The organism is Variovorax sp. Root411, from assembly GCF_001425205.1.
Taxonomy (GTDB): Bacteria; Pseudomonadota; Gammaproteobacteria; order Burkholderiales; family Burkholderiaceae_C; genus Variovorax.
In genome coordinates, this window is record NZ_LMDW01000001.1 from 391,903 (window position 1) to 412,038 (window position 20,136).

Sequence of the window (20,136 nt, forward strand, 5' to 3'; positions counted from 1 at the left end):
TTCTAGCGCTCGTCGAATGAGAGCGTGACGCGTTCGGTCAGGGGGTGTGCCTGGCAGGTCAGCACGAAACCTGCTGCCACTTCATTCTTGTCGAGCGCGAAGTTTCTTTCCATGCGGACTTCCCCGTCCACGCATTTGGCGCGGCAGGTGCCGCACACGCCGGAGGTGCACGAGAACGGCACTTCGAGCCCCGCGGCCGAAGCCGCATCGAGGATGCTCGGCTGGCCTTCGGTGTAGGTGATCTCGCGCTGCAGCCCGTCGCGCACGATGATGATGCGCGCCTGCCTGGCGTCGCCCGGCTGCGCCTCGTGCACCACCGCGCCGACCTGCGTGGCCGAAGGCAGCGCCACGCCGAAGCGTTCGATGTGGATGCGTTCCTCGGGCACGCCGGCGGCCAGCAGCGCGGCCTCGGCTTCGTCGTTCATCTGGAACGGACCGCAGACGTAGACATGGTCGATCGTCTTCGCGGGCACCACCGAGGCCAGGAACTCGCCGATCTTCTCGCGGTTCATCACGCCGAAGCCCAGCGGCGAATCGGTGTGCTCGTCGGAGAACACGTGCTGCAGCACCAGCCGCGTCATGTAGCGGTTCTTCAGGTCCTCGATTTCTTCCTTGAACATCGTGGACTGCAACTGGCGGTTGCCGTAGATCAGCGTGAAGCGGCTCCGCGGCTCGCGCGCCAGCACCGTCTTCATGATCGACAGGATCGGCGTGATGCCGCTGCCGCCCGCAATGCCGACGTGATGGCGCGCCAGGCCCGGCTCGATGGGCACGAAGAAGCGGCCCTGCGGCGCCATCACCTGCAGGGTGTCGCCCGGCTGCAGATGGGCGTTGATCCAGTTGGAGAACACGCCGCCGCGCACCTTGCGCACGCCGACGCGCAGCTCGCCATCGTCGAGGCCGGCGCAGATCGAATAGGAGCGGCGCAGGTCCTGGCCGTCGATGTCGTGGCGCAGCGTGAGGTACTGGCCCTGCGTGAAGCCGAAGACCTGCTGCAGATCGATGGGCACTTCGAACGAGACGACGACGGCCTCGGCCGTGTCGGGTTCGATGGCCTTCACGCGCAGGGGGTGGAAGAGGGTGCTCATCGCTTAGATCGGCTTGAAATGTTCGAAGGGTTCGCGGCAGGCCATGCAGCGATAGAGGGCCTTGCAGGCGGTGGAGCCGAAGGCGGAGAGGCGTTCGGTGCGCTCGCTCGCACAGCGCGGGCAGGCGATGCGTTCGCCTGCGATGCGGCCGAAGAGCTTGATTGGCATGACGGTGCCGGCGGACTGCTCGGCATTCAGATGCGCCGGCGGTGCGATGCCGTAGGCCTTGAGCTTGGCGCGGCCTTCGTCGCTGATCCAGTCGCTCGACCAGGCGGGCGCGCGGCGCAGCGTGGCGCGCGCGCGGCCGAGGCCGGCCTGCTCGATGGCGGCCAGCACGTCGTGCTCGATGGCTTCCGTTGCCGGGCAGCCCGAGTAGGTCGGCGTGAGCACGATCTCCAGCCCGTCGTCATGCTCGATCACGTCGCGCACGATGCCGAGGTCGCAGACCGACACGGCCGGGACCTCGGGGTCGAGCACGGTGTGCAGCACGGCCCACGCCGCGTCGATGCGCGAGGCGAGGGCGTTCGTCACCACACGCCTCCGGGAAAGCTGCGCTGCAAGTGCTGCATCTCCGCGAGGATGTAGCCCATGTGCTCGCTGTGCGCGCCGTGCTTGCCGGTGCTGCGGAAGGCGGCTTCCTTCGGCATGGCGAGGCCTGCGGCGTCGAGCACCTGTTGCATCTCGGCGAGCCAGGGTTCGCGCAGCTCACTCCACGCCGGGCCAAGGCCGCTGGCGCTGGCTTCGGCATCGACCGCATCGTTGAAGAACAACTCGGGCATGTAGAGCCACAGCTGCTTGAGCGCTTTCTCGGTGCGGCGGCGCGATTCGTCGGTGCCGTCGCCCAGGCGCACCACCCAGTCGCCCGAATGCTGCTGGTGGTAGCGCGCTTCCTTCACGGCCTTGCCGGCGATGGCGGCCACTTCGGGGTCGTTCGATGCGGCCAGGCGCTGCCACAGCAGCTTGAGCAGGGTCGACACCATGGTGTTGCGCACCACTGCAAAGGCGAAGTCGCCGCGCGGCAGTTCGGCGATGGTGAGGTTGAAGTAGTCGCGCTCGTCGCGCAGGTAGGCGAGTTGGTCTTCGTTGTGCTCGCGGCCTTCGATGCGGCCCGCGTGTGTCAGCAGTGCGCGCGCTTGGCCGACGAGGTCGAGCGCGATGTTGGCCATCGCGATGTCTTCCTCCAGCACGGGTGCGTGGCCGCACCATTCGCCGAGGCGCTGCGCGAGCACGAGGCAGGTGTCGCCGATGCGCAGCAGGTATTGCACGGCGGGTGTTCGGTTCAGTTCGATGGAGGCTTGCATGTCATGGTCTCTGTCTTGCTCCCTCTCCCCTCGGGGAGAGGGTTGGGGTGAGGGCATGGGCGGTGGATGAGGTCCGGTGGTGGCGAAGGCCGAAGCCCTCACCCCAACCCTCTCCCGCAAGCGGGAGAGGGAGCAAGACCTCACATGTGATCGACCGATTTGGGCAAGGCATAGAAAGTCGGATGCCGATAAACTTTGTCCTCCGCCGGATCGAAGAACATGTCCTTGTCCCCCGGATCGCTTGCCACGATCTGATCCGAGCGCACCACCCAGATGCTGCTGCCTTCCTGGCGGCGCGTGTACACGTCGCGCGCCATCTGGATCGCCATCTTCGGATCGGCCGCGTGCAGGCTGCCGCAATGCTTGTGGTCGAGCCCGGCCTTGCTGCGCACGAACACTTCCCACAGGGGCCATTCTTGTTGCTGGGTATCGGTGCTCATGCTGCTTCCTTGAGGGGTTGTTTGTTGGCGTGGGCCATCGCGGCTTCGCGCACCCACGCGCCTTCTTCCCAGGCGTCGACACGGGCCTGCAGCCGCTCGCGGTTGCAGGGGCCGTCGCCGCCGATCACGCGCCAGAACTCGCTCCAGTCGATCGCGCCGAAGTCGTGCGCCTGGCGCTCTTCGTTCCACTTGAGGTCGGGGTCGGGCAAGGTCACGCCGAGGATGGCGGCCTGCTCGACGGCAGCGTCGATGAACTTCTGGCGCAGCTCGTCGTTGCTGAAGCGCTTGATACCCCAGCGCATCGACTGCGCGCTGTTGGGCGACTGGTCGTCCGGCGGGCCGAACATCATGATGGAGGGCCACCACCAGCGGTCGACCGCGTCCTGCACCATTGCCTTCTGCGCGTCGGTGCCGTGCGTCATCATCGTCAGCAGGGCCTCGTAGCCCTGGCGCTGGTGAAAGCTCTCCTCGCGGCAGATACGGATCATCGCGCGCGCATACGGCGCGTATGAGCAGCGGCAGATCGGCACCTGGTTCATGATGGCCGCGCCATCCACCAGCCAGCCGATGGTGCCCATGTCGGCCCAGGTCAGCGTGGGGTAGTTGAAGATCGAGCTGTACTTGGCCTTGCCGCTGTGCAGCGCGTCGAACATCTGGTCGCGCGAGGTGCCCAGCGTTTCTGCGGCGGCATAGAGGTAGAGGCCGTGGCCGCCTTCGTCCTGCACCTTGGCCAGCAGGATGGCCTTGCGCTTGAGCGTGGGCGCGCGGCTGATCCAGTTGCCTTCGGGCAGCATGCCGACGATTTCCGAATGCGCGTGCTGGCTGATCTGCCGCACCAGCGTCTTGCGGTAGTGCTCTGGCATCCAGTCCTTCGCCTCGATGAAGTCGCCGGCGTCGATGTGCGCGTCGAAGCGCTCCTCGAGCCGCATTTCCTCGGCGGAGCGCACGGCTTTCTGTTTGCCGTCGCCCGCGTCCTTGCCCATGGTGTCCATTGCCTGGGTGTACATGTGCGTGTCCTTTCGGTGAATGGATGTGGAATGGCTTCAGCGCGGGCGCGTGTCGATCACGCGGCGGGCCTTGCCGGTCTGCGTGCGCTCCATCTCGTCGGGGCCGTGCACGACCACACGGGCGGAGATGCCGATCAGCGTCTTCACGCGGTGCTGCACCCAGTCGGAGATGGCGCTGCGGTCGGCCGCAGCAGCCTCGTGGGGCGTCAGTTCGCAGTGCACCTCGACCTGGTCGAGCAGGCCCTCGCGGCTCACGCGCACCTGGTAGAGGCCGGTCAGGGCGCTGTGTGCGAGCACGATCTCTTCCACCTGCGTGGGGAAGACGTTGACACCGCGGATGATCATCATGTCGTCGCTGCGCCCGACGATCTTGCCCATGCGGCGGAACGAACGCGAGGTGGGTGCCAGCAGTCGCGTGAGGTCGCGCGTGCGGTAGCGCACGATGGGCATGGCCTCCTTGCTCAGCGAGGTGAAGACGAGTTCGCCTTCCTCGCCATCGGCCTTCAGCTCGCCGGACTCGGGGTCGATGATCTCGGGGTAGAAGTGGTCTTCCCAGATGACGGGGCCGTCCTTGCTCTCGACGCATTCGCTGGCCACGCCGGGGCCCATCACTTCCGAGAGGCCGTAGATGTCGACCGCGTCGATGCCGGCCTTGGCCTCGATGTCGCGGCGCATGGCTTCAGTCCACGGCTCGGCGCCGAAGATGCCGACCTTGAGCGAGCTGTCTTTCGCGTCCAGGCCCTGGCGTTCGAACTGCTCGATGATCACCTGCATGTAGCTGGGCGTGACCATGATGATGTCGGGCCTGAAGTCCTGGATCAGCTGCACCTGCTTCTCGGTCTGGCCGCCCGACATCGGGATGACGGTGCAGCCCGCGCGCTCGGCGCCGTAGTGCGCGCCGAGGCCGCCGGTGAAGAGGCCGTAGCCGTACGACACGTGCACCATGTCGCCGGGCCGGCCGCCCGCGGCGCGGATGGAGCGGGCGACGAGGTCGGCCCAGGTGTCGATGTCCTTCAGCGTGTAGCCGACCACGGTCGGCTTGCCGGTGGTGCCCGACGAGGCGTGGATGCGCGCGATCTTTTCGCGCGGCACGGCGAACATGCCGAAGGGGTAGTTGTCGCGCAGGTCGCTCTTCACCGTGAACGGAAACTTCGACAGGTCGCCGAGCGACTTCAGGTCGTCCGGGTGCACGCCCTTGGCGTCGAAGGCCTTGCGGTAGTGCGGCACGTTGTCGTAGGCGCGCTGCAGCGTGGCGCGCAGGCGCTGGATCTGCAGCGCGGTGATTTCGTCGCGGCTCGCGGTTTCGATCGGCTCGAGATCGCCGGGGGCGGGGCGTTTGACTGTCATGTGTCTTGTCTCCTCAGGCAGCAACGGCGGGGCGGCCCTTGGCGGTGTAGGAGCGGCCGCGGAACATCGCGATGCGCTCGCCGCGCTGGTTGGTGATTTCGGTGTCGTACACGCCGGTGCGGCCGGCCTTCGACACTTCGTGGCAGCGCGCGGTGAGCAGGTCGTCCTCGCGCGCCGGTGCGATGAAGTCGATCGAGAAGCCCGAGGCCACGGTCAGCTCGTTGTATGAGTTGCAGGCAAAGGCGAAGGTGGAGTCGGCCAGCACGGCCATGAAGCCGCCGTGGCAGGTCGCGTGGCCGTTGAGCATATCGGGGCGCACCTTCATCTCTATGGTGGCTTGGCCGGGGCCGACCTCGACGATGCGCATGCCGAGGCCCCGGGTGGCGTTGTCGTTCGCAAGCATGCCGTCGCGGACATACTCGGCCGTTTGTTGAGGAGTGCGGGTGGGGGCGGTCATCTTGGTTTTTTCGCAGGCTCGAAGCCGGGTGTTTTGGTTCGGGGGGCGTGCACAGGCCACCGGGTGCTCCCCTCCGCGAATGTCCCCCGCTTCGCTCCTCCTTTATTTCGCTGCGGGGAGCACCCGGTGTCCTGTGCACTGGGCACGCTGCTGGTGTGCGGCCGATCAACCAGTGCTCTGAAAACGCTCACGCCGATGGGGTGCCTTGCGCAGCGAAATAAAGGAGGAGCGAAGCGGGGGACATTCGCGGAGCAAGGTACCCCGTCGGCGTGAGCGAGCCCCGAAGCACCCGTTCCACACACAACGCGAAAGATCGAGAAGCAAGGCTTCATCAGCGGTCCTTGAACACAGGCGCACGCTTCGCACGGAAGGCTTCGACGCCTTCGCGGTAGTCGTTTGCATTGCCCATGTTGCGTTGGATGCGGGCTTCTTCGGCGAGTGCCGTGGCGAGGTCCATGTCTTGTGCCGCGGCCATGGCCTGGCGCGTGGCGACAAGGGCGCGGGTCGGCATGGCCGCCAGCTTCGATGCGAGGGCCGCCGTGGTTTCGGCCAGCGCCGCGTCGTCCACGCATTGCCAGATCAGGCCGATGCGCGCAGCCTCTTCGGCGGGCAGCTTGTCGCCCAGCATCGCGATGCCGAGCGCGCGGGCCGAACCCACGAGGCGCGGCAGCAGCCAGGTGCCGCCGGTGTCGGGCACGAGGCCGATCTTGGTGAAGGCCTGGATGAAGCTGGCCGAGCGGCCGGCCACCACGAGGTCGCAGCACAGCGCGAGGTTGGCGCCCGCTCCGGCCGCAACGCCGTTCACCGCGGCGACCACCGGCACCGGCATCGAGCGCAGGCGCGCGACGAGCGGGGCGTAGTAAGTGGAGATGACGTGGCCCAGGTCCTTGGGCGCGGCGCCCGGTGTCGGGTCGGGCGCGACCGAGGGGTCGGCGAGGTCCTGGCCGGCGCAGAAGGCGCGGCCGGCGCCCGTGAGCACCACGCAGCGCACGCTCTCGTCTTGCGCCGCGGCTTCCAGCGCCGCCATCAACTCCGCATGCAGTTCGGTCGTGAAGCTGTTGAGCGCCGCAGGGCGGTTGAGGCTCAACGTGCGGACGGTGCCGGCGTTGCCGGTGAGTACCAAAGGCTCAGGCATGGCGTGTCTCTTTCATCCTCTGTGGGGGGTGGATCGGTGTGCAAACACTATTGACCGACCGTTCGGTTGATTTTAGGATCGAGCTCCATCCCGGCACAAGCGGGGTTGGTTCAGGGCAAACCCTGAGTCACGGAAAAAAGGAGACCGACCCCATGCCCAGCTATTCCATCGACGGCGTGATTCCCGTCGTCGACCCGAGCGCGTACGTGCACCCCACGGCGGTGCTGATCGGCGACGTGATCGTCGGCCCGAACTGCTATGTGGGCCCCTGCGCCAGCCTGCGCGGCGACTTCGGCCGCATCGTGCTGGAGGAGGGTTCGAACGTGCAGGACCACTGCTGCGTGCACGGCTTTCCCGACAACGACACGGTGATCGAGGCCAATGGCCACATCGGCCACGGCGCGATCCTGCACAGTTGCATCGTGCGGCGCGACGCGCTGGTGGGCATGAACGCGGTGGTGATGGACGAGGCCGAGATCGGCGAGAAGGCCATCGTCGCGGCCTGCGCCTTCGTGCCGGCCGGCATGAAGGTGCCGGCGCGCTCGCTGGTCGCGGGCATTCCGGCGAAGGTGAAGCGCGAATTGAGCGAGGACGAGATCGCCTGGAAGCTCGAGGGCACGCAGACCTACCAGGCGCTCACGGTGCGCAGCCTCGCGAGCCTGCATGAAGTGGCACCGCTCGCGCAGGTGGAGCCGCGCCGCCCGCGCCTGCCGGCCACCGAGGTACGTTCGCTCATCGCCACGAAGCGGGGCTGATCCGGCTCGCGCTTCGTGCAAGATCGCCCGTTGCCTTCAACAGTCCAACCCAGGAACAAGAACCGATGCCGCGTGGAAGATCCGCCACCTACGACGACCAGCGTGAACTGATCCTCGCGCAGGCCGCCCAGCTGTTCGCACGCAGCGGCTATCCGGCCACCTCGATGAACCAGGTGGCCGAGGCCTGCGGCCTCTCGAAGGCGACGCTCTACCACTACTACAAGGACAAGAGCAGCCTGCTGATCAGCATCGCCGAGACACACGTCTCCAAGCTGGCGGCGCTGGTGGCCGAGGAAGAGGCGTCGACGCACACCGATGAACAGCGCCTGCGCCGCTTCATCTACCGCATCGTCGAGGAATACGCCGGCGCGCAGGACGCGCACCGCGTGCTGACCGACGATGTGCGCTTTCTCGAAGAGGCTGACCGCGAGCGCGTGCTCGACAAGGAGCGCGAGGTGGTCGCGGGCTTTGCGCGCGCCGTGTCGGCGCTGCGCCCCGGCGCGCCGAGCGACGACCTCGCCAAGCCGCTGACCATGCTGCTCTTCGGCATGATCAACTGGATGTTCACCTGGATGAAACCGGATGGCCGGCTCGACCACGCGGCCATCGCGCCGATCGTGGCCGACCTGTTCCTGGGAGGCATCGGTGCGGTCAAGTCGCCCGATGCGCCGGCGGCCGTGCCGCACGGGCCTAGAGAATCCGGTTGAACCAGAGCAGCGACAGCCCCGCAGACAGCAGCGTGAGCACCGCGGCGCCCATCGCGAACAGCGCCGAGATTTCGGTTTCCTTCTTCTCCACGGTGAGCTTGGAGCTCAGTGTCTCGTAGACCTTCTTCAGGTCGTTCGCCGTGCCGGCGTAGAAGTACTCGGCGTTCGTCTTGTTGGCGATGGCCTTGAGCGTCTCCTCGTCGAGCCGTACGCGCATCGACCAGCCTTCGAAGCCGATGGTCTCGCCATCGACCGTGCCCACGCCCACCGTGTAGATGCGCACGCCGCGGTCGGCCGCCGCCTTGGCCGCGTCAAGCGGGTCGACGCCGGTGGTGCGCTGCCCGTCGGTCAGCATGATGATCGCGGCCGAGGTGAAAGAGCCCGGCGCCACGGGCGTGAATTCCTTGAGCTTCTTCTCGTTCTGGTCGATGGCCACTCCGCGCTGGCGGCTGGGTGCGCTGAACTGCTCGACGTCGATGCCCGCGTCGGGGAACAACGTGGCCAGCGACACCACGATGGCGTTGCCCGTGGCGGTGGCGCGCTGCAGCTGGAAGCTGTCGATGGCGGCCACCAGGTCCTCGTGGTTGGTGGTGGGCAGCTGCGCCACCTGTGCGCTGCCCGCGAAGGCGACGATGCCCACCTTCACGCTGCGCGGCAGGTCCTTGATGAAGCTCTTGGCAGCCTCCTGCGCTGCCACGAGCCGGTTGGGCTGCACGTCGGCCGCGCGCATGCTGCCCGACACATCCATCGCCAAAATGATGGTCTGCTGGTTCGACGGCAGCACCACCACCGCCATCGGCCGCGCCGCGGCCACCAGCATCGCGGCCATGGCCAGCAGGAACAGCGCGGGCGGCAGGTGCCGCCGCATGCTCTGCCCCGCGCCCATGGCCTCGCGCACGATCGACAGGCTTGCATAGCGCACCGCCAGCTTCTTCTTGCGGCGCAGCAGCCAGAGATAGAGCAATATCAGCAGCGGCAGGGCCGCCAGCAGCCATAGGAATTGAGGCCAGAGAAAAGTCATGCTGCCACCGCCTTCATGCCTGCCGGGCCGATGCGCGCGCGGCGCTTGCGCAGATCGGCGAAACGAACGATGGCTTCCACCAGGTCGTCATTGGTCGAGAGTTCGAGCGCGTCGACGCCGGCCTTGGCCAATGCTTCGCGCAGTGCAGTCTCACGCTCCGACGCCAGGCGCGCGAAGCGCTTGCGAAAGCCCGCGTCGTGGGTGTCGACCCACAACTGCTCGCCGGTCTCGGCGTCGCGCAGCGGCACCAGGCCGAGGTCGGGCAGCTCGAGCTCGAGCGGGTCGAACAGGCGCACCGCGATCACCTCGTGGCGCTGCACCAGCTGGCCCAGCGGGCGCTCCCAGCCGGGCTCGCTGAGGAAGTCGGACACCACGAACACGGTGGAGCGGCGCGGCATCAGCGTGGCGGCCGACTTGAGCAGGTCGGCCAGGCGCGTCATGCCTTTCTGCGTAGGCACGGCCTCGGCCTTTTCGGCGCGCTTCTCCATCGCGTGCAGCAGTTGCAGCACGTGGCGCCGTCCGGTGCGCGGCGGAATCACCGCTTCGAGGTCGCTGCCGTAGACCAGCGCGCCCACCCGGTTGCCGTGTCGCGTGAGCAGCCGCGCCAGCACGCCGACGAAGCCCGCCGAGACCTCGCGCTTGGCCTTCAGGCCCGAGCCGAAATCGACCGAGCGGCTCAGGTCGAGCACGAACCACGCAGCCATCTCGCGGTCTTCGGTGAACACGCGCACATGCGGCGTCTGCAGCCGTGCGGTGACGTTCCAGTCGATGTGGCGCACGTCGTCGTGATGCTGGTACTCGCGCAGGTCGGCCAGGTCGAGGCCGGTGCCGCGCATCAGCGTGCGGTAGTCGCCCTGCAGCAGGCCGTCGAGGCGGCGAATCACGGTCCATTCGAGCCGGCGCAGCGCGCGTTCGGCCCCACCGGCTTCGCTGGCGAGCCGTTCGTCGTTCGCGGCCGCAGGGGCCTTACGCCACCAGCTTTTCATGTTCGAGAGGCTTTGGAGGAGCGGGGACCGCGCGCATGATCTTCTCGACCAAGCTGTCCGGCGTCAGGCCTTCGGACAGGCCTTCGTAGGAAAGCGTCACGCGGTGGCGCAGCACGTCGGGCACCAGCGCCGTCATGTCTTCGGGCAGCGCATAGCTGCGGCCGCGCAGCAGCGCCAGGGCGCGTGCGCCCTCGGTCAGGCTGATGCTGGCGCGCGGGCTGGCACCGAAGGTGATGAAGCGGCGCAAGTCCTTCAGGCCATGCTTCTCGGGCGTGCGCGTGGCCGACACCAGCTTCACGGCGTACTGGATCAGCGAAGGGTCGACATACACGCGCCGCGCCTCGGCCTGCAGCGCTGCGAGCTGCTCCGTGGTGGCGGCCGGCGTGGCGTTGACGGGCGGGCCGATCACGCGCTGGACGATGACGAATTCTTCCTCGTCGCTCGGGTAGTCGACCAGCACCTTCATCATGAAGCGATCGACCTGCGCCTCTGGCAGCGGATAGGTGCCTTCGGTCTCGATGGGGTTCTGCGTGGCCATCACGAGGAAGGGGCGCGGCACCTTGTGCGTCTCGCCGGAGATGGTCACCTGGCGCTCCTGCATCACTTCGAGCAGCGCGCTCTGCACCTTGGCCGGCGCGCGGTTGATTTCGTCGGCCAGCAGCAGGTTGGCGAACACCGGCCCCAGCGAGGTGCTGAACTCGCCCGTCTTCTGGTTGTAGATGCGCGTGCCCACGAGGTCGGCGGGCACGAGGTCGGGCGTGAACTGGATGCGCTTGAACTGGCCGCGCACGATGTCGGCCAGCGTCTTGACGGTGAGCGTCTTCGCAAGGCCGGGCACGCCCTCGACCAGCAGGTGCCCGCCCGCGAGCATGCCGACCATCACGCGCTCGAGAAAGCGGTCCTGGCCCACGACCACGCGCTTCACCTCGTAGAGGATCTGCTCCATCAGTTCGGCGGTGCCGGCGGGCGTGGAATTGACGGTTTCTGAGCTCATGCGAAGGACCTTCGAAAAAGAATTGTCAGAACGGCGGCGAACCCGCGGCGGAGGCGGCGTTCTCGATGGGCACCGCGAAGCCGATGCCGATGAAGGTGCGCTGCTGCGTCGGGTTGAGGATGGCGGTGACGATGCCGAGCACCTCGCCGTCCATGTTGATCAGCGGCCCGCCCGAATTGCCGGGGTTGGCCGCCGCGTCGAACTGGATCAGGTTGCCCAGCTCCTGCTTGCCCTCGGGCGAGCGGAACGAGCGCTTCAGGCCAGACACCACGCCGGCCGACACGGAAGGCCCGATGCCGAACGGAAAGCCAACGGCCGCCACCTGGTCGCCGGACCGCAGGTCGGCGGTCGAGCGCATGGTGGCGGGGATCAGGTCGTCGGGAATCTTCTGCGCCTGCAGCACGGCAAGGTCGTTCTCGGGCTGCACGCCGGTGATGGTGGCCACGGCTTCCAGCCCGTCGTAGAAAGTGACCTTGATCTTGTCGGCGCCCGCGACCACGTGCAGATTGGTGAGGATCACGCCCTTGTCGACGATCACCACGCCCGTGCCCACGCCGCGCTCGACCTCGCCGGGTGCCTCGCCGTCATTCGGGGCCTCGGGCGGCTTGCCCTTGGCGATGTTGCGTCCGCGCTTCTGGGTCTTGGCTTCGGGCGTGTGCTTTTCCTCGCCGTAGCTCACCACCCGCACCACCGAAGGCCGGATGATGTCGGCGGCCTTGGCGGCCGGCGAGGGCAGGGTGTTGGTCTGCAGCGTGCGCAGCACGGCCGCGTCGATGTCCTTTTGCGTGAGGGCCTTGGCGCCCGGGCGCGGCGCCCACAACGCGGCGCCGGTGGCCAGCGCGGCCGACAGCACGATGAGCAGCGCGAAACTGCGGCGGCCGGGTTGCCAACCGGTCTTCTTTGCGGGGGAGGCTTGCAGGGCAGGGTCAGCGCCGGCCGTATCGGGCGAGGCTGCCGCCCCTGCCCATTCGGCCGCCTCGTCTGCGGCCGGTGGCAGCGTGCGGGGCGAATGGCTGTAGACACCTGGCCTGCGCATCGAAGCACCTCCGGCAAAAAATCGCGTGAAGGAGTTCACGGTAGCACGCTTTCCACGCCTGCGCATCCCATCGGGCATCATCGCGCGATGGCTACCTTCGTCGATACCCACTGCCACCTGGATGCCCCCGAATTCGGTGCCGAGATGCCCGTCCTGCGCGCCCGCGCCGCCGCGCGGGGCGTGGCGATGTGCGTGATCCCGGCGGTGGCCGCCTTCAACTTCGCCGCCGTGCGAGAACTGGCCCATGCGCAGGGCGATGCCTACGCGCTGGGCATTCACCCGCTTTGCACCGGCGAGGCGAAGGACGAAGACCTCGAAACCCTCGATGCCGAGTTGGCCGCGCGGCGCGGCGACCCGCGGCTGGTGGCGGTCGGCGAGGTCGGGCTCGACTACTTCGTCGAGGGGCTCGACGGCGAGAAGCAGGAGCGGTTTTTTCACACTCAGTTGCAACTGGCACGCAGGTACGGGTTACCCGTGCTGATCCATGTGCGGCGCTCGGTCGACAAGGTGCTCAAGCACCTGCGGCAGACGGCAGGCGGCAAGCCATGGCAGGGCATTGCGCATGCCTTCAACGGCAGTGAGCAGCAGGCGCATGCGTGCATCGAGCTCGGGTTGAAGCTCGGCTTCGGCGGCGCGGTGACCTTCGAACGCGCGCTGCAGCTACGGCGCCTGGCCGCCACTTTGCCGCTCGGATCGATCGTGATGGAAACCGATGCCCCCGACATCCAGCCGCATTGGCTGTACCGCACGCAGGCCCAGCGCGATGCCGGCGAGCCGCAGGGCCGTAACGAGCCGGCCGAGCTGCCGCGCATCGCAGAAGTGGTGGCCGGCCTGCGGGGCATCGGCATCGACGAACTGGCCGCGGCCACCACCCGGAATGCGCTCGAAGCGCTGCCGCGTCTCGAAAATCTCATGACCATGTCGGCGCGTCCGCCGCATTCCGCGTAGGCCAATGCCCCGACCTGCCTGCATGCGGGCAGATGCCGCGGATTCGCTGTCATCCTCGGGCGGCACCAGTTCGTTGCTGGTTCAGTGGCAAGCCAGTCACTCAAAACTTCATCCAACAAGGAGCTTTACATGACCACGCCTTTCATTCGCACCATGCCCGTCGTCCTCGCGTTGGCGCTCGCCTCTATCGGCGTATCGGCCGTGGCACAGACCACCGCGCCTGCAGCCGCACCGGCCCCCGCCGTGGTTCCGGCCGAGCCCACCACCACCGAGAAGGTGAAGGAGACCGGCAAGGAAGCCGTCGACGCCACCAAGCGCACGACCAAGAAGGCCGTCGCCGCCACCGAGAGCGGCACCAAGAAGGCCTGGAGCGCCACCAAGCGCACGACCAAGAAGGCCACCAACGCCACCAAGAAGGCAGCCACCAAGACCGGCGAAGCCGTCGAGAACGCCGGCCACAAGACGGCCGACGGCATGCGCAGCACCGGCAAGGCCATCGGTGAGAAGATCCCCGGCACGGCCGAGAACGAAGCCGCAAAGAAGTAAGCAAGCCTGCTTCGGCCTCGCGACAGAACCCGCTTCGGCGGGTTTTTTCATGGGCCGCGGAAACGCATGCGGGGCGGTGGCACGATGCCGTCCATGAACCCATTGACCGCATCCGGCGCTGCCAGCCCGCTGCTCACGGGGCTCGCGCCCATCGTGTCGCCGGCCACCGTCGTGCTCATCCTCGGCAGCTTCCCCGGGGTGAAGTCGCTCGAACGGCAGCAGTACTATGCACACCCCCAAAACCAGTTCTGGAAGATCTTGCAAGCCGTCTGGCCCGAAGTCCCCTTGCCGTCGGGCATAGACAGCTACGCGCAGCGCTGCCGGTGGCTGCTCGACCGCGGCCTGGGAGTGTGGGACGTGTACGGCGCCTGCGAGCGCGAGGGCAGCCTCGATTCGGCCATCCGTGCGCCCGTGGCGAACGACATCGCCGGGCTGCACCTGCCAAAGCTCGCGGCCATCGCGCACAACGGCGGCGAGAGCTTCAAGCACGCACGGCACACGCGCACCCTCGGCGTGCCGGTCTACCCGCTGCCTTCCACCAGTCCCGCCAACGCGTCGTGGAGCTTCGAGCGCAAGCTCGCGGCCTGGCGCGAGGTCTTCGCCGCCCACCAACTCGTCTGATGGCATCCAGCAAAACTCCCGCCGTTCTTCCCGAAGTCAATTTTTCCGACTGGGGCGACATCCGCTATCTGCACCTGGGCACCGAATGGGTCCAGGGCTCGATGAAGCTCGACGCGCCGTTCGAGATCGAACTCGAATACGTGCAGCGCATGATGGCCTGGCTGCTGTTCGCCGACAGCAAGACCGTGGCCAGCCGCCATGCGATGCAGCTCGGCCTGGGCGCGGCAACGCTCACCAAGTTCAGCCGCAAGATCCTGCGCATGCGCACCACCGCGATCGAGCTCAATCCGCAGGTGGTGTCGGCCTGCCGCGGCTGGTTCAAGCTGCCGCCGGACGACCCGAAGCTGCGCGTGGTGATTGCCGACGCGGCCGCCGAGATCCGCAAGCCCGAATGGCACGGCACGGTCGATGCGCTGCAGGTCGACCTGTACGACCACGAGGCCGCCGCACCCGTGCTCGACAGCGAAGACTTCTATGCGGACTGCCGCGCGCTGCTCACCGAGGACGGCTGCATGACGGTCAACCTCTTCGGTCGCTCGTCAAGCTACGAGCGCAGCCTCGAAAAGATCGCAGGCGCTTTCGGTGCCGATGCCGTCTGGGCCTTCAGGCCGACGCGCGAAGGCAACACGGTGGTGCTCGCGCAGCGCACGCCGAGCCGCCCGAAGCGCGAGGCGCTTGCCGAGCGCGCCCAAACGATCCAGACTCGCTGGAGCCTGCCCGCGCCGAAATGGCTGCGGGTGTTCAAGCCCCTGAATATTTCACTTACCCGACCTGCCGGCTCATGAGCGTTGTTCCCGCTGTTTCTGCCCCCGCCCCCCTGGCTGCCCGCCACGAAGGCCCGCTCGACCTGCGCCGCCTGATCGAATGGCTCGCCACCGACGGCGTGATCTCGCCCATGGAAGCCAAGCGCACCATCGCGCGCTGCGCCCAGGCCGAAAGCCGGCAGGCCCCGCTGGTGCGGCTCGCCAACGTGGCCATGGCGCGCGAGGGCGACGGCAAGCCGCTCGATCTCGAAATGCTCACTCAGTGGCTCGCGAGCCGCGCCGGGCTCACGTACCTGCGCATCGATCCGCTCAAGGTCGACGTGGGCAAGGTGGCCGACACCATGAGCGCTGCGTATGCCGAGCGCCACAAGGTGCTGCCGGTGCAGGTGCTGCCCAACGAGGTGGTGGTGGCCACGGCCGAGCCCTTTCTCACCGACTGGATCGCCGAGGTTGAGAGACAGTCGCGCCGCGCGGTGCGCCGCGTGGTCGCCAACCCGGCCGACATCCAGCGCTACACGGCCGAGTTCTTCGCGCTCGCGAAGTCGGTGCGCGCCGCGCAGAAGGCTGGCGGCAACACCGGCGGCGCGAGCTTCGAGCAGCTGGTGGAGCTCGGCAAGAGCAACAAGCAGCTCGACGCCAACGACCAGAGCGTGGTGCAGGTGGTCGACTGGCTCTGGCAGTACGCCTTCGACCAGCGTGCGAGCGACATCCACCTGGAGCCGCGCCGCGAGCAGGGCGTGATCCGCTTTCGCATCGACGGCATCCTGCATCCGGCCTACCAGATGCCGATGGGCGTGATGAACGCGATGGTCGCGCGCATCAAGCTGCTGGGCCGCATGGACGTGGTGGAAAAGCGCCGCCCGCTCGACGGCCGCATCAAGACCCGCAACATGCGCGGTGACGAAGTCGAAATGCGCCTGTCGACGCTGCCCACCGCCTTCGGCGAGAAGATGGTGATGCGGATCTTCGACCCTGACACCGCGGTGAAGGACCTCGACGCGCTGGGCTTCGCGCAGCACGACGCGCAGCGCTGGGAGCAGCTGGTGACGCGGCCCAACGGCATCATCCTGGTGACCGGGCCGACGGGCTCGGGCAAGACCACCACGTTGTATTCGACGTTGAAGCGCGTGGCGACCGAAGAGGTCAACGTGAGCACGGTGGAAGACCCGATCGAAATGATCGAGCCGTCGTTCAACCAGACGCAGGTGCAGCCGCAGCTCGATTTCGGCTTCACCGAGGGCCTGCGCGCGCTGATGCGGCAGGACCCGGACATCATCATGGTCGGCGAAATCCGCGACCTCGCCACTGCCGAGATGGCGGTGCAGGCCGCGCTCACCGGCCACCTCGTGTTCAGCACGCTGCACACCAACGATGCGCCGAGCGCCATCACGCGGCTGATGGAGCTGGGCGTGCCTTCGTACCTCATCAACGCGGTGATGCTGGGCGTGCTCGCGCAGCGGCTGGTGCGCACGCTGTGCCCCAACTGCAAGCAGCCCGACGACACAGTCACGCGCGAGAAGCTCGAGACCATCGTCAAGCCGTGGCAGATCACGGGTTCGGTGCGCGCGTACAAGCCGGTGGGCTGCGTCGATTGCCGCATGACCGGGTACATGGGGCGCATGGGCCTCTACGAACTGCTGAGCATCAGCGAGGCGTTCAAGGGCAACGTGACCAAGGAGCCCAACCTCGCCGGGCTGCGCCGGCAGGCCGTGATCGACGGCATGCGGCCGCTGCGGCTGGCCGGCGCGCTGCGCGTGGCCGAGGGCGTAACAACCATCGAGGAAGTGCTGAGCGCCACCCCACCGCTGGAATAAGTTCTGCCCAAAGGCTTCGCTCCCTCGTGAGGCCTTTCGGGTTATCCCTAGCCGTTCGGTTAGTGGAATCCACATCAGGCTGACCGGAAGCTGACTCGACAATTCCGCATCGAAATTGTTCGAGGAGACTGTTCGTGAAGATCAAGAGTCAGAAAGACTTTTTCTCGGGTCTGATGTTCACGGTGGTGGGTGTGGCGTTCGCATGGGGCGCCACCACCTACACCGTGGGCTCGGGTGCCCGAATGGGCCCGGGTTATTTCCCGTTGATGCTCGGCATCCTGATGGCCCTCATCGGCCTCGGGATCATGTTCAGCGGGCTCACCGTTGAAACCACCGACGGCGAAAAGATCGGCAAATGGGCCTGGAAGCAGGTGGTGTTCATCCTGGGCGCCAACCTCGCATTCGGCATCCTGCTCGGCGGCCTGCCGAGCATGGGCATTCCGGCCATGGGCATGATCATCGCCATCTACGCGCTGGTGATCATCTCGAGTCTCGCGGGCCAAGAGTTCAAGCTGCCCAGCGTGCTGATCCTGGCCACCGTGCTGGCCGTTGGCAGCTATGTCGCCTTCATCTGGGCGCTCAAGCTCCAGATCCAGGTCTGGCCGACCTTCATCACCGGTTGAGAAGAAAGCCACTCAAATCATGGAATTGTTTGAACACCTCTCGATGGGTTTTGGCGTTGCCTTTACCTTCACCAACCTGCTGTACTGCCTGGTCGGCTGCATCCTGGGCACGCTGATCGGCGTGCTCCCCGGCATTGGCCCGGTCGCGACCATCGCAATGCTGCTGCCCGCCACATACGCGCTGCCGCCCGTGTCGGCGCTGATCATGCTGGCCGGCATCTACTACGGCGCCCAGTACGGCGGCTCGACCACGGCCATCCTGGTGAACCTGCCGGGCGAATCCTCGTCGGTGGTGACCGTGATCGACGGCTACCAGATGGCGCGCAAGGGCCGTGCAGGTCCGGCACTCGCCGCGGCGGGACTGGGTTCGTTCTTCGCGGGCTGCGTGGGTACGCTGATCCTGGCTGCCTTTGCCCCGCCGCTGACCGAGCTGGCCTTCAAGTTCGGTCCGGCCGAATACTTCTCGCTGATGATCCTGGGCCTGATCGGCGCCGTGGTGCTGGCTTCGGGCTCGCTGCTCAAGGCCATCGCGATGATCGTGCTGGGCCTGCTGCTGGGCCTTGTGGGCACCGACGTGAACTCCGGCGTGGCGCGCTACAGCTTCGATGTTCCCGAGCTCACCGACGGCATCGGCTTCGTGGCTATCGCCATGGGCGTGTTCGGCTACGGCGAAATCATCGCCAACCTCTCGCGCCCCGACGACGAGCGCGAAGTGTTCACTGCCAAGGTCTCTGGCCTGTTCCCGACCAAGGAGGACTTCAAGCGCATGATCCCCGCGGTGCTGCGCGGCACCGCGCTCGGCTCCTCCCTGGGCATCCTGCCCGGCGGCGGCGCACTGCTGTCGGCCTTCGCGGCCTATACCATCGAGAAGAAGACCAAGCTGCATCCGGGCGAAGTGCCCTTCGGCAAGGGCAACATCCGCGGCGTGGCAGCCCCCGAGGCCGCCAACAACGCCGGCGCGCAAACCTCCTTCATCCCGCTGCTGACGCTGGGCATTCCGCCCAACGCGGTGATGGCGCTGATGGTGGGTGCGATGACGATCCACAACATCCAGCCCCTGAACCTGCCGCTGATCGGCATGTGGATCAAGCTGCTGTCGGTGCCCTACAAGTTCCTGTTCCCGGCGATCGTGCTGTTCTGCGCAATCGGCGTGTACTCGACCAACAACAACACCTGGGACATCTGGATGGTGGGGGCGTTCGGCTTCGTGGGCTACACCTTCTTCAAGCTGGGTTGCGAGCCTGCGCCGTTGCTGCTGGGCTTCATCCTCGGACCGATGATGGAAGAGAACCTGCGCCGCTCGCTGCTGCTGTCGCGTGGCGATTGGAGCGTGTTCGTCACGCGCCCGATCTCGGCGGGCCTGCTGGCTGCGGCTGCACTGCTGCTGATCATCGTGCTGCTGCCGGCGATCAAGGCGAAGCGCGAAGAAGCATTCGTCGAGGACTGATCGCGGCTTTTCGCTCTCTTCAAGGCGGCGCTCTTTGGGGCGCCGTTTTTCGTTGCGGTCCGGGATCTGTGCCCAGGCCGCCGGGTACTCCCCTCCGCGAATGTCCCCCGTCGGCGTGATCGCACCCCAAAGCAAATCGCAAGCTACGACTTGCCCGCACGCGCCGGCTTCATGTGCTGCCGCGCCATCGCCAGGAACGCCATCGCGGCCGGGCTCAGCGGATGCTTGGCCAACCGCACGGCGACCACCGGGTACTCCAGCGTGGGCCGCGTCACGCCCACGGCGCGCAGGTTGCCCGGCATCAGCACCTCCACGTAGCGCGGCAGCAGCGCCACCCCCGCACCCGACTGGATGAGTCCGAACGCCGTCGACAGCATCGACACGTGATGCACCACACGCGGGTACACGTTGGCCATGCTCGCGAGCTGGCGGCTCACGGCGCGCCACACGTTGGCGTCGGGGTTCACGTGGATGAAGGGCAGCGCTTCCAGGTGCCGGGCCTCGACCGTGGCGTGTTGTGCGAGCGGATGGTCGTCCCGCACGAAGAGCGCCATGCGCTCCGAGAACAGCGGCTCGGTCGCCAGCTCCGAATGCTTCTGGCCGATGTCCGAGCCGAAGCCCAGGTCTGCCTCCTGCGAAAGGATGCGCGAGATCATCTGCTCGGCCGTGCTGTCGAGCAGCGTGGTCGCGAGCGTCGGGTGCTTCTGCGAAAAGCGCCCGAGCAGCGGCGGCAGCAGGGCGCCGGCCGTGAGGTGGCCCACCGCGAGCACGATGCGGCCTTCGCGCAGCTGCGACTGCGAGCGGCAGGCGCCGACGGACTCATCGATCAGCCGCAGCGCCCGCACGGCCGTATCGACCATCATCTGGCCCGCGTTGGTCATGCGGATGCGGCGCCCGCGCACCACCAGCGGCTGCGCCAGCTCTTCTTCCAGCCGCTTGATCAGGTGGCTGATGGCCGGCTGCGTGAGCTGCAGCGCCTCGGCCGCGAGCGTGAAGCTCCCCGTCTCGGCCACCGCCGCCAGCGCCCGCAGCTGCTGGAGCGAGATCTCTTCCGCGGTGCTTCTTGTCATAAGCAGTGTTCATAGTTGAATAAGCAAAA

General features: G+C 67.1%; 22 protein-coding genes. 9 read left to right on the plus strand and 13 right to left on the minus strand.

What is annotated here, in order from left to right:
• Positions 1–2 precede the first annotated feature (2 nt).
• From paaE to ASC92_RS01755, 8 genes are all read right to left on the minus strand, one after another.
• Positions 3–1,088: a 1,2-phenylacetyl-CoA epoxidase subunit PaaE gene (paaE, locus tag ASC92_RS01720; RefSeq protein ID WP_056509712.1), complete on the minus strand. Its 1,086-nt coding sequence runs from the start codon at positions 1,086–1,088 to the stop codon at positions 3–5.
• A gap of 3 nt (positions 1,089–1,091) precedes the next feature.
• A complete protein-coding gene (paaD, locus tag ASC92_RS01725) occupies positions 1,092–1,619 on the minus strand; it encodes a 1,2-phenylacetyl-CoA epoxidase subunit PaaD (protein WP_157608962.1) in 528 nt (175 codons plus the stop codon).
• Entirely contained in the window at positions 1,616–2,389 is a 774-nt protein-coding gene (gene paaC / locus ASC92_RS01730) for a 1,2-phenylacetyl-CoA epoxidase subunit PaaC (protein WP_056509715.1), read from the minus strand. Before paaC ends, paaD begins: the two co-directional genes overlap by 4 nt.
• A 140-nt stretch (positions 2,390–2,529) precedes the next feature.
• Positions 2,530–2,829, minus strand: a complete 300-nt coding sequence (gene paaB / locus ASC92_RS01735) for a 1,2-phenylacetyl-CoA epoxidase subunit PaaB (RefSeq protein ID WP_056509717.1) — start codon at positions 2,827–2,829, stop codon at positions 2,530–2,532.
• A complete protein-coding gene (gene paaA, locus ASC92_RS01740) occupies positions 2,826–3,836 on the minus strand; it encodes a 1,2-phenylacetyl-CoA epoxidase subunit PaaA (protein ID WP_056509718.1) in 1,011 nt (336 codons plus the stop codon). The genes paaB and paaA overlap by 4 nt, the downstream gene beginning before the upstream one ends.
• Before the next feature lie 36 nt (positions 3,837–3,872).
• Positions 3,873–5,183 carry a phenylacetate--CoA ligase PaaK gene (paaK, locus tag ASC92_RS01745; RefSeq protein ID WP_056509720.1) on the minus strand — a complete coding sequence of 437 codons (1,311 nt, stop codon included), beginning with the start codon at positions 5,181–5,183 and terminating at the stop codon, positions 3,873–3,875.
• A gap of 13 nt (positions 5,184–5,196) precedes the next feature.
• Complete coding sequence (paaI, locus tag ASC92_RS01750; RefSeq protein ID WP_056509722.1) at positions 5,197–5,640, minus strand: hydroxyphenylacetyl-CoA thioesterase PaaI; 444 nt, start codon at positions 5,638–5,640, stop codon at positions 5,197–5,199.
• Positions 5,641–5,971: 331 nt separating this feature from the next.
• Entirely contained in the window at positions 5,972–6,775 is an 804-nt protein-coding gene (locus ASC92_RS01755; protein ID WP_056509724.1) for an enoyl-CoA hydratase-related protein, read from the minus strand.
• Between the two features lie 152 nt (positions 6,776–6,927).
• Between ASC92_RS01755 and ASC92_RS01760 the strand changes: the two genes are divergently transcribed.
• Together ASC92_RS01760 and ASC92_RS01765 are read left to right on the plus strand one after the other, a co-directional pair.
• Positions 6,928–7,530 (plus strand): phenylacetic acid degradation protein PaaY, encoded by a 603-nt coding sequence (locus ASC92_RS01760; protein WP_056509726.1) that lies wholly within the window; start codon positions 6,928–6,930, stop codon positions 7,528–7,530.
• A 65-nt stretch (positions 7,531–7,595) separates the two neighbouring features.
• Entirely contained in the window at positions 7,596–8,237 is a 642-nt protein-coding gene (locus ASC92_RS01765) for a TetR/AcrR family transcriptional regulator (RefSeq protein ID WP_056509728.1), read from the plus strand.
• On the opposite strand, the gene ASC92_RS01770 is transcribed toward ASC92_RS01765, so the two are convergent.
• From ASC92_RS01770 to ASC92_RS01785, 4 genes are read right to left on the minus strand one after another with little or no spacing between them, the layout of a single operon-like run.
• Positions 8,221–9,258, minus strand: coding sequence for a VWA domain-containing protein (locus ASC92_RS01770; protein WP_056509730.1), 1,038 nt, complete (start codon positions 9,256–9,258; stop codon positions 8,221–8,223). The two genes, ASC92_RS01765 and ASC92_RS01770, sit on opposite strands and share 17 nt — an antisense overlap.
• On the minus strand, positions 9,255–10,244 hold the full coding sequence (locus ASC92_RS01775; RefSeq protein ID WP_056509731.1) for a DUF58 domain-containing protein: 990 nt from the start codon (positions 10,242–10,244) through the stop codon (positions 9,255–9,257). Before ASC92_RS01775 ends, ASC92_RS01770 begins: the two co-directional genes overlap by 4 nt.
• Positions 10,225–11,238, minus strand: coding sequence for an AAA family ATPase (locus ASC92_RS01780; protein WP_056509732.1), 1,014 nt, complete (start codon positions 11,236–11,238; stop codon positions 10,225–10,227). The genes ASC92_RS01775 and ASC92_RS01780 overlap by 20 nt, the downstream gene beginning before the upstream one ends.
• Before the next feature lie 25 nt (positions 11,239–11,263).
• Positions 11,264–12,274, minus strand: coding sequence for a S1C family serine protease (locus ASC92_RS01785; RefSeq protein WP_056509734.1), 1,011 nt, complete (start codon positions 12,272–12,274; stop codon positions 11,264–11,266).
• A gap of 87 nt (positions 12,275–12,361) precedes the next feature.
• Between ASC92_RS01785 and ASC92_RS01790 the strand changes: the two genes are divergently transcribed.
• The 7 genes from ASC92_RS01790 to ASC92_RS01820 all read left to right on the plus strand — a co-directional run bounded on the left by ASC92_RS01790 (position 12,362) and on the right by ASC92_RS01820 (position 19,037).
• Positions 12,362–13,222, plus strand: a complete 861-nt coding sequence (locus ASC92_RS01790; RefSeq protein WP_056509736.1) for a TatD family hydrolase — start codon at positions 12,362–12,364, stop codon at positions 13,220–13,222.
• Positions 13,223–13,351: 129 nt separating this feature from the next.
• Entirely contained in the window at positions 13,352–13,768 is a 417-nt protein-coding gene (locus tag ASC92_RS01795; RefSeq protein WP_056509737.1) for a hypothetical protein, read from the plus strand.
• Positions 13,769–13,861: 93 nt separating this feature from the next.
• Positions 13,862–14,389, plus strand: coding sequence for a DNA-deoxyinosine glycosylase (locus ASC92_RS01800; protein ID WP_056509739.1), 528 nt, complete (start codon positions 13,862–13,864; stop codon positions 14,387–14,389).
• On the plus strand, positions 14,389–15,174 hold the full coding sequence (locus tag ASC92_RS01805; RefSeq protein ID WP_056509741.1) for a hypothetical protein: 786 nt from the start codon (positions 14,389–14,391) through the stop codon (positions 15,172–15,174). Before ASC92_RS01800 ends, ASC92_RS01805 begins: the two co-directional genes overlap by 1 nt.
• Positions 15,171–16,967 carry a GspE/PulE family protein gene (locus ASC92_RS01810; RefSeq protein ID WP_056509742.1) on the plus strand — a complete coding sequence of 599 codons (1,797 nt, stop codon included), beginning with the start codon at positions 15,171–15,173 and terminating at the stop codon, positions 16,965–16,967. Before ASC92_RS01805 ends, ASC92_RS01810 begins: the two co-directional genes overlap by 4 nt.
• A gap of 134 nt (positions 16,968–17,101) precedes the next feature.
• On the plus strand, positions 17,102–17,590 hold the full coding sequence (locus tag ASC92_RS01815) for a tripartite tricarboxylate transporter TctB family protein (RefSeq protein WP_056509744.1): 489 nt from the start codon (positions 17,102–17,104) through the stop codon (positions 17,588–17,590).
• Between the two features lie 19 nt (positions 17,591–17,609).
• Entirely contained in the window at positions 17,610–19,037 is a 1,428-nt protein-coding gene (locus ASC92_RS01820) for a tripartite tricarboxylate transporter permease (RefSeq protein WP_056509747.1), read from the plus strand.
• A 143-nt stretch (positions 19,038–19,180) separates the two neighbouring features.
• Here ASC92_RS01820 and ASC92_RS01825 read toward each other — a convergent pair whose 3' ends face one another.
• Positions 19,181–20,107: a LysR family transcriptional regulator gene (locus ASC92_RS01825; protein ID WP_056509750.1), complete on the minus strand. Its 927-nt coding sequence runs from the start codon at positions 20,105–20,107 to the stop codon at positions 19,181–19,183.
• Positions 20,108–20,136: the final 29 nt, after the last annotated feature.

Excerpts from the sequence above, each read along its gene's own strand:
- ASC92_RS01790 (WP_056509736.1), top strand. The coding sequence starts at position 12,362 with ATGGCTACCTTCGTCGATACCCACTGCCACCTGGATGCCCCCGAATTC.
- paaI (WP_056509722.1), bottom strand. The coding sequence starts at position 5,640 with ATGACCGCCCCCACCCGCACTCCTCAACAAACGGCCGAGTATGTCCGC.
- ASC92_RS01755 (WP_056509724.1), bottom strand. The coding sequence starts at position 6,775 with ATGCCTGAGCCTTTGGTACTCACCGGCAACGCCGGCACCGTCCGCACG.
- ASC92_RS01795 (WP_056509737.1), top strand. The coding sequence starts at position 13,352 with ATGACCACGCCTTTCATTCGCACCATGCCCGTCGTCCTCGCGTTGGCG.
- paaK (WP_056509720.1), bottom strand. The coding sequence starts at position 5,183 with ATGACAGTCAAACGCCCCGCCCCCGGCGATCTCGAGCCGATCGAAACC.
- paaE (WP_056509712.1), bottom strand. The coding sequence starts at position 1,088 with ATGAGCACCCTCTTCCACCCCCTGCGCGTGAAGGCCATCGAACCCGAC.
- ASC92_RS01810 (WP_056509742.1), top strand. The coding sequence starts at position 15,171 with ATGAGCGTTGTTCCCGCTGTTTCTGCCCCCGCCCCCCTGGCTGCCCGC.
- ASC92_RS01820 (WP_056509747.1), top strand. The coding sequence starts at position 17,610 with ATGGAATTGTTTGAACACCTCTCGATGGGTTTTGGCGTTGCCTTTACC.
- paaB (WP_056509717.1), bottom strand. The coding sequence starts at position 2,829 with ATGAGCACCGATACCCAGCAACAAGAATGGCCCCTGTGGGAAGTGTTC.
- ASC92_RS01775 (WP_056509731.1), bottom strand. The coding sequence starts at position 10,244 with ATGAAAAGCTGGTGGCGTAAGGCCCCTGCGGCCGCGAACGACGAACGG.
- ASC92_RS01780 (WP_056509732.1), bottom strand. The coding sequence starts at position 11,238 with ATGAGCTCAGAAACCGTCAATTCCACGCCCGCCGGCACCGCCGAACTG.
- ASC92_RS01785 (WP_056509734.1), bottom strand. The coding sequence starts at position 12,274 with ATGCGCAGGCCAGGTGTCTACAGCCATTCGCCCCGCACGCTGCCACCG.
- ASC92_RS01800 (WP_056509739.1), top strand. The coding sequence starts at position 13,862 with ATGAACCCATTGACCGCATCCGGCGCTGCCAGCCCGCTGCTCACGGGG.
- ASC92_RS01760 (WP_056509726.1), top strand. The coding sequence starts at position 6,928 with ATGCCCAGCTATTCCATCGACGGCGTGATTCCCGTCGTCGACCCGAGC.
- paaC (WP_056509715.1), bottom strand. The coding sequence starts at position 2,389 with ATGCAAGCCTCCATCGAACTGAACCGAACACCCGCCGTGCAATACCTG.
- paaA (WP_056509718.1), bottom strand. The coding sequence starts at position 3,836 with ATGTACACCCAGGCAATGGACACCATGGGCAAGGACGCGGGCGACGGC.
- ASC92_RS01805 (WP_056509741.1), top strand. The coding sequence starts at position 14,389 with ATGGCATCCAGCAAAACTCCCGCCGTTCTTCCCGAAGTCAATTTTTCC.
- ASC92_RS01765 (WP_056509728.1), top strand. The coding sequence starts at position 7,596 with ATGCCGCGTGGAAGATCCGCCACCTACGACGACCAGCGTGAACTGATC.
- ASC92_RS01770 (WP_056509730.1), bottom strand. The coding sequence starts at position 9,258 with ATGACTTTTCTCTGGCCTCAATTCCTATGGCTGCTGGCGGCCCTGCCG.
- ASC92_RS01825 (WP_056509750.1), bottom strand. The coding sequence starts at position 20,107 with ATGACAAGAAGCACCGCGGAAGAGATCTCGCTCCAGCAGCTGCGGGCG.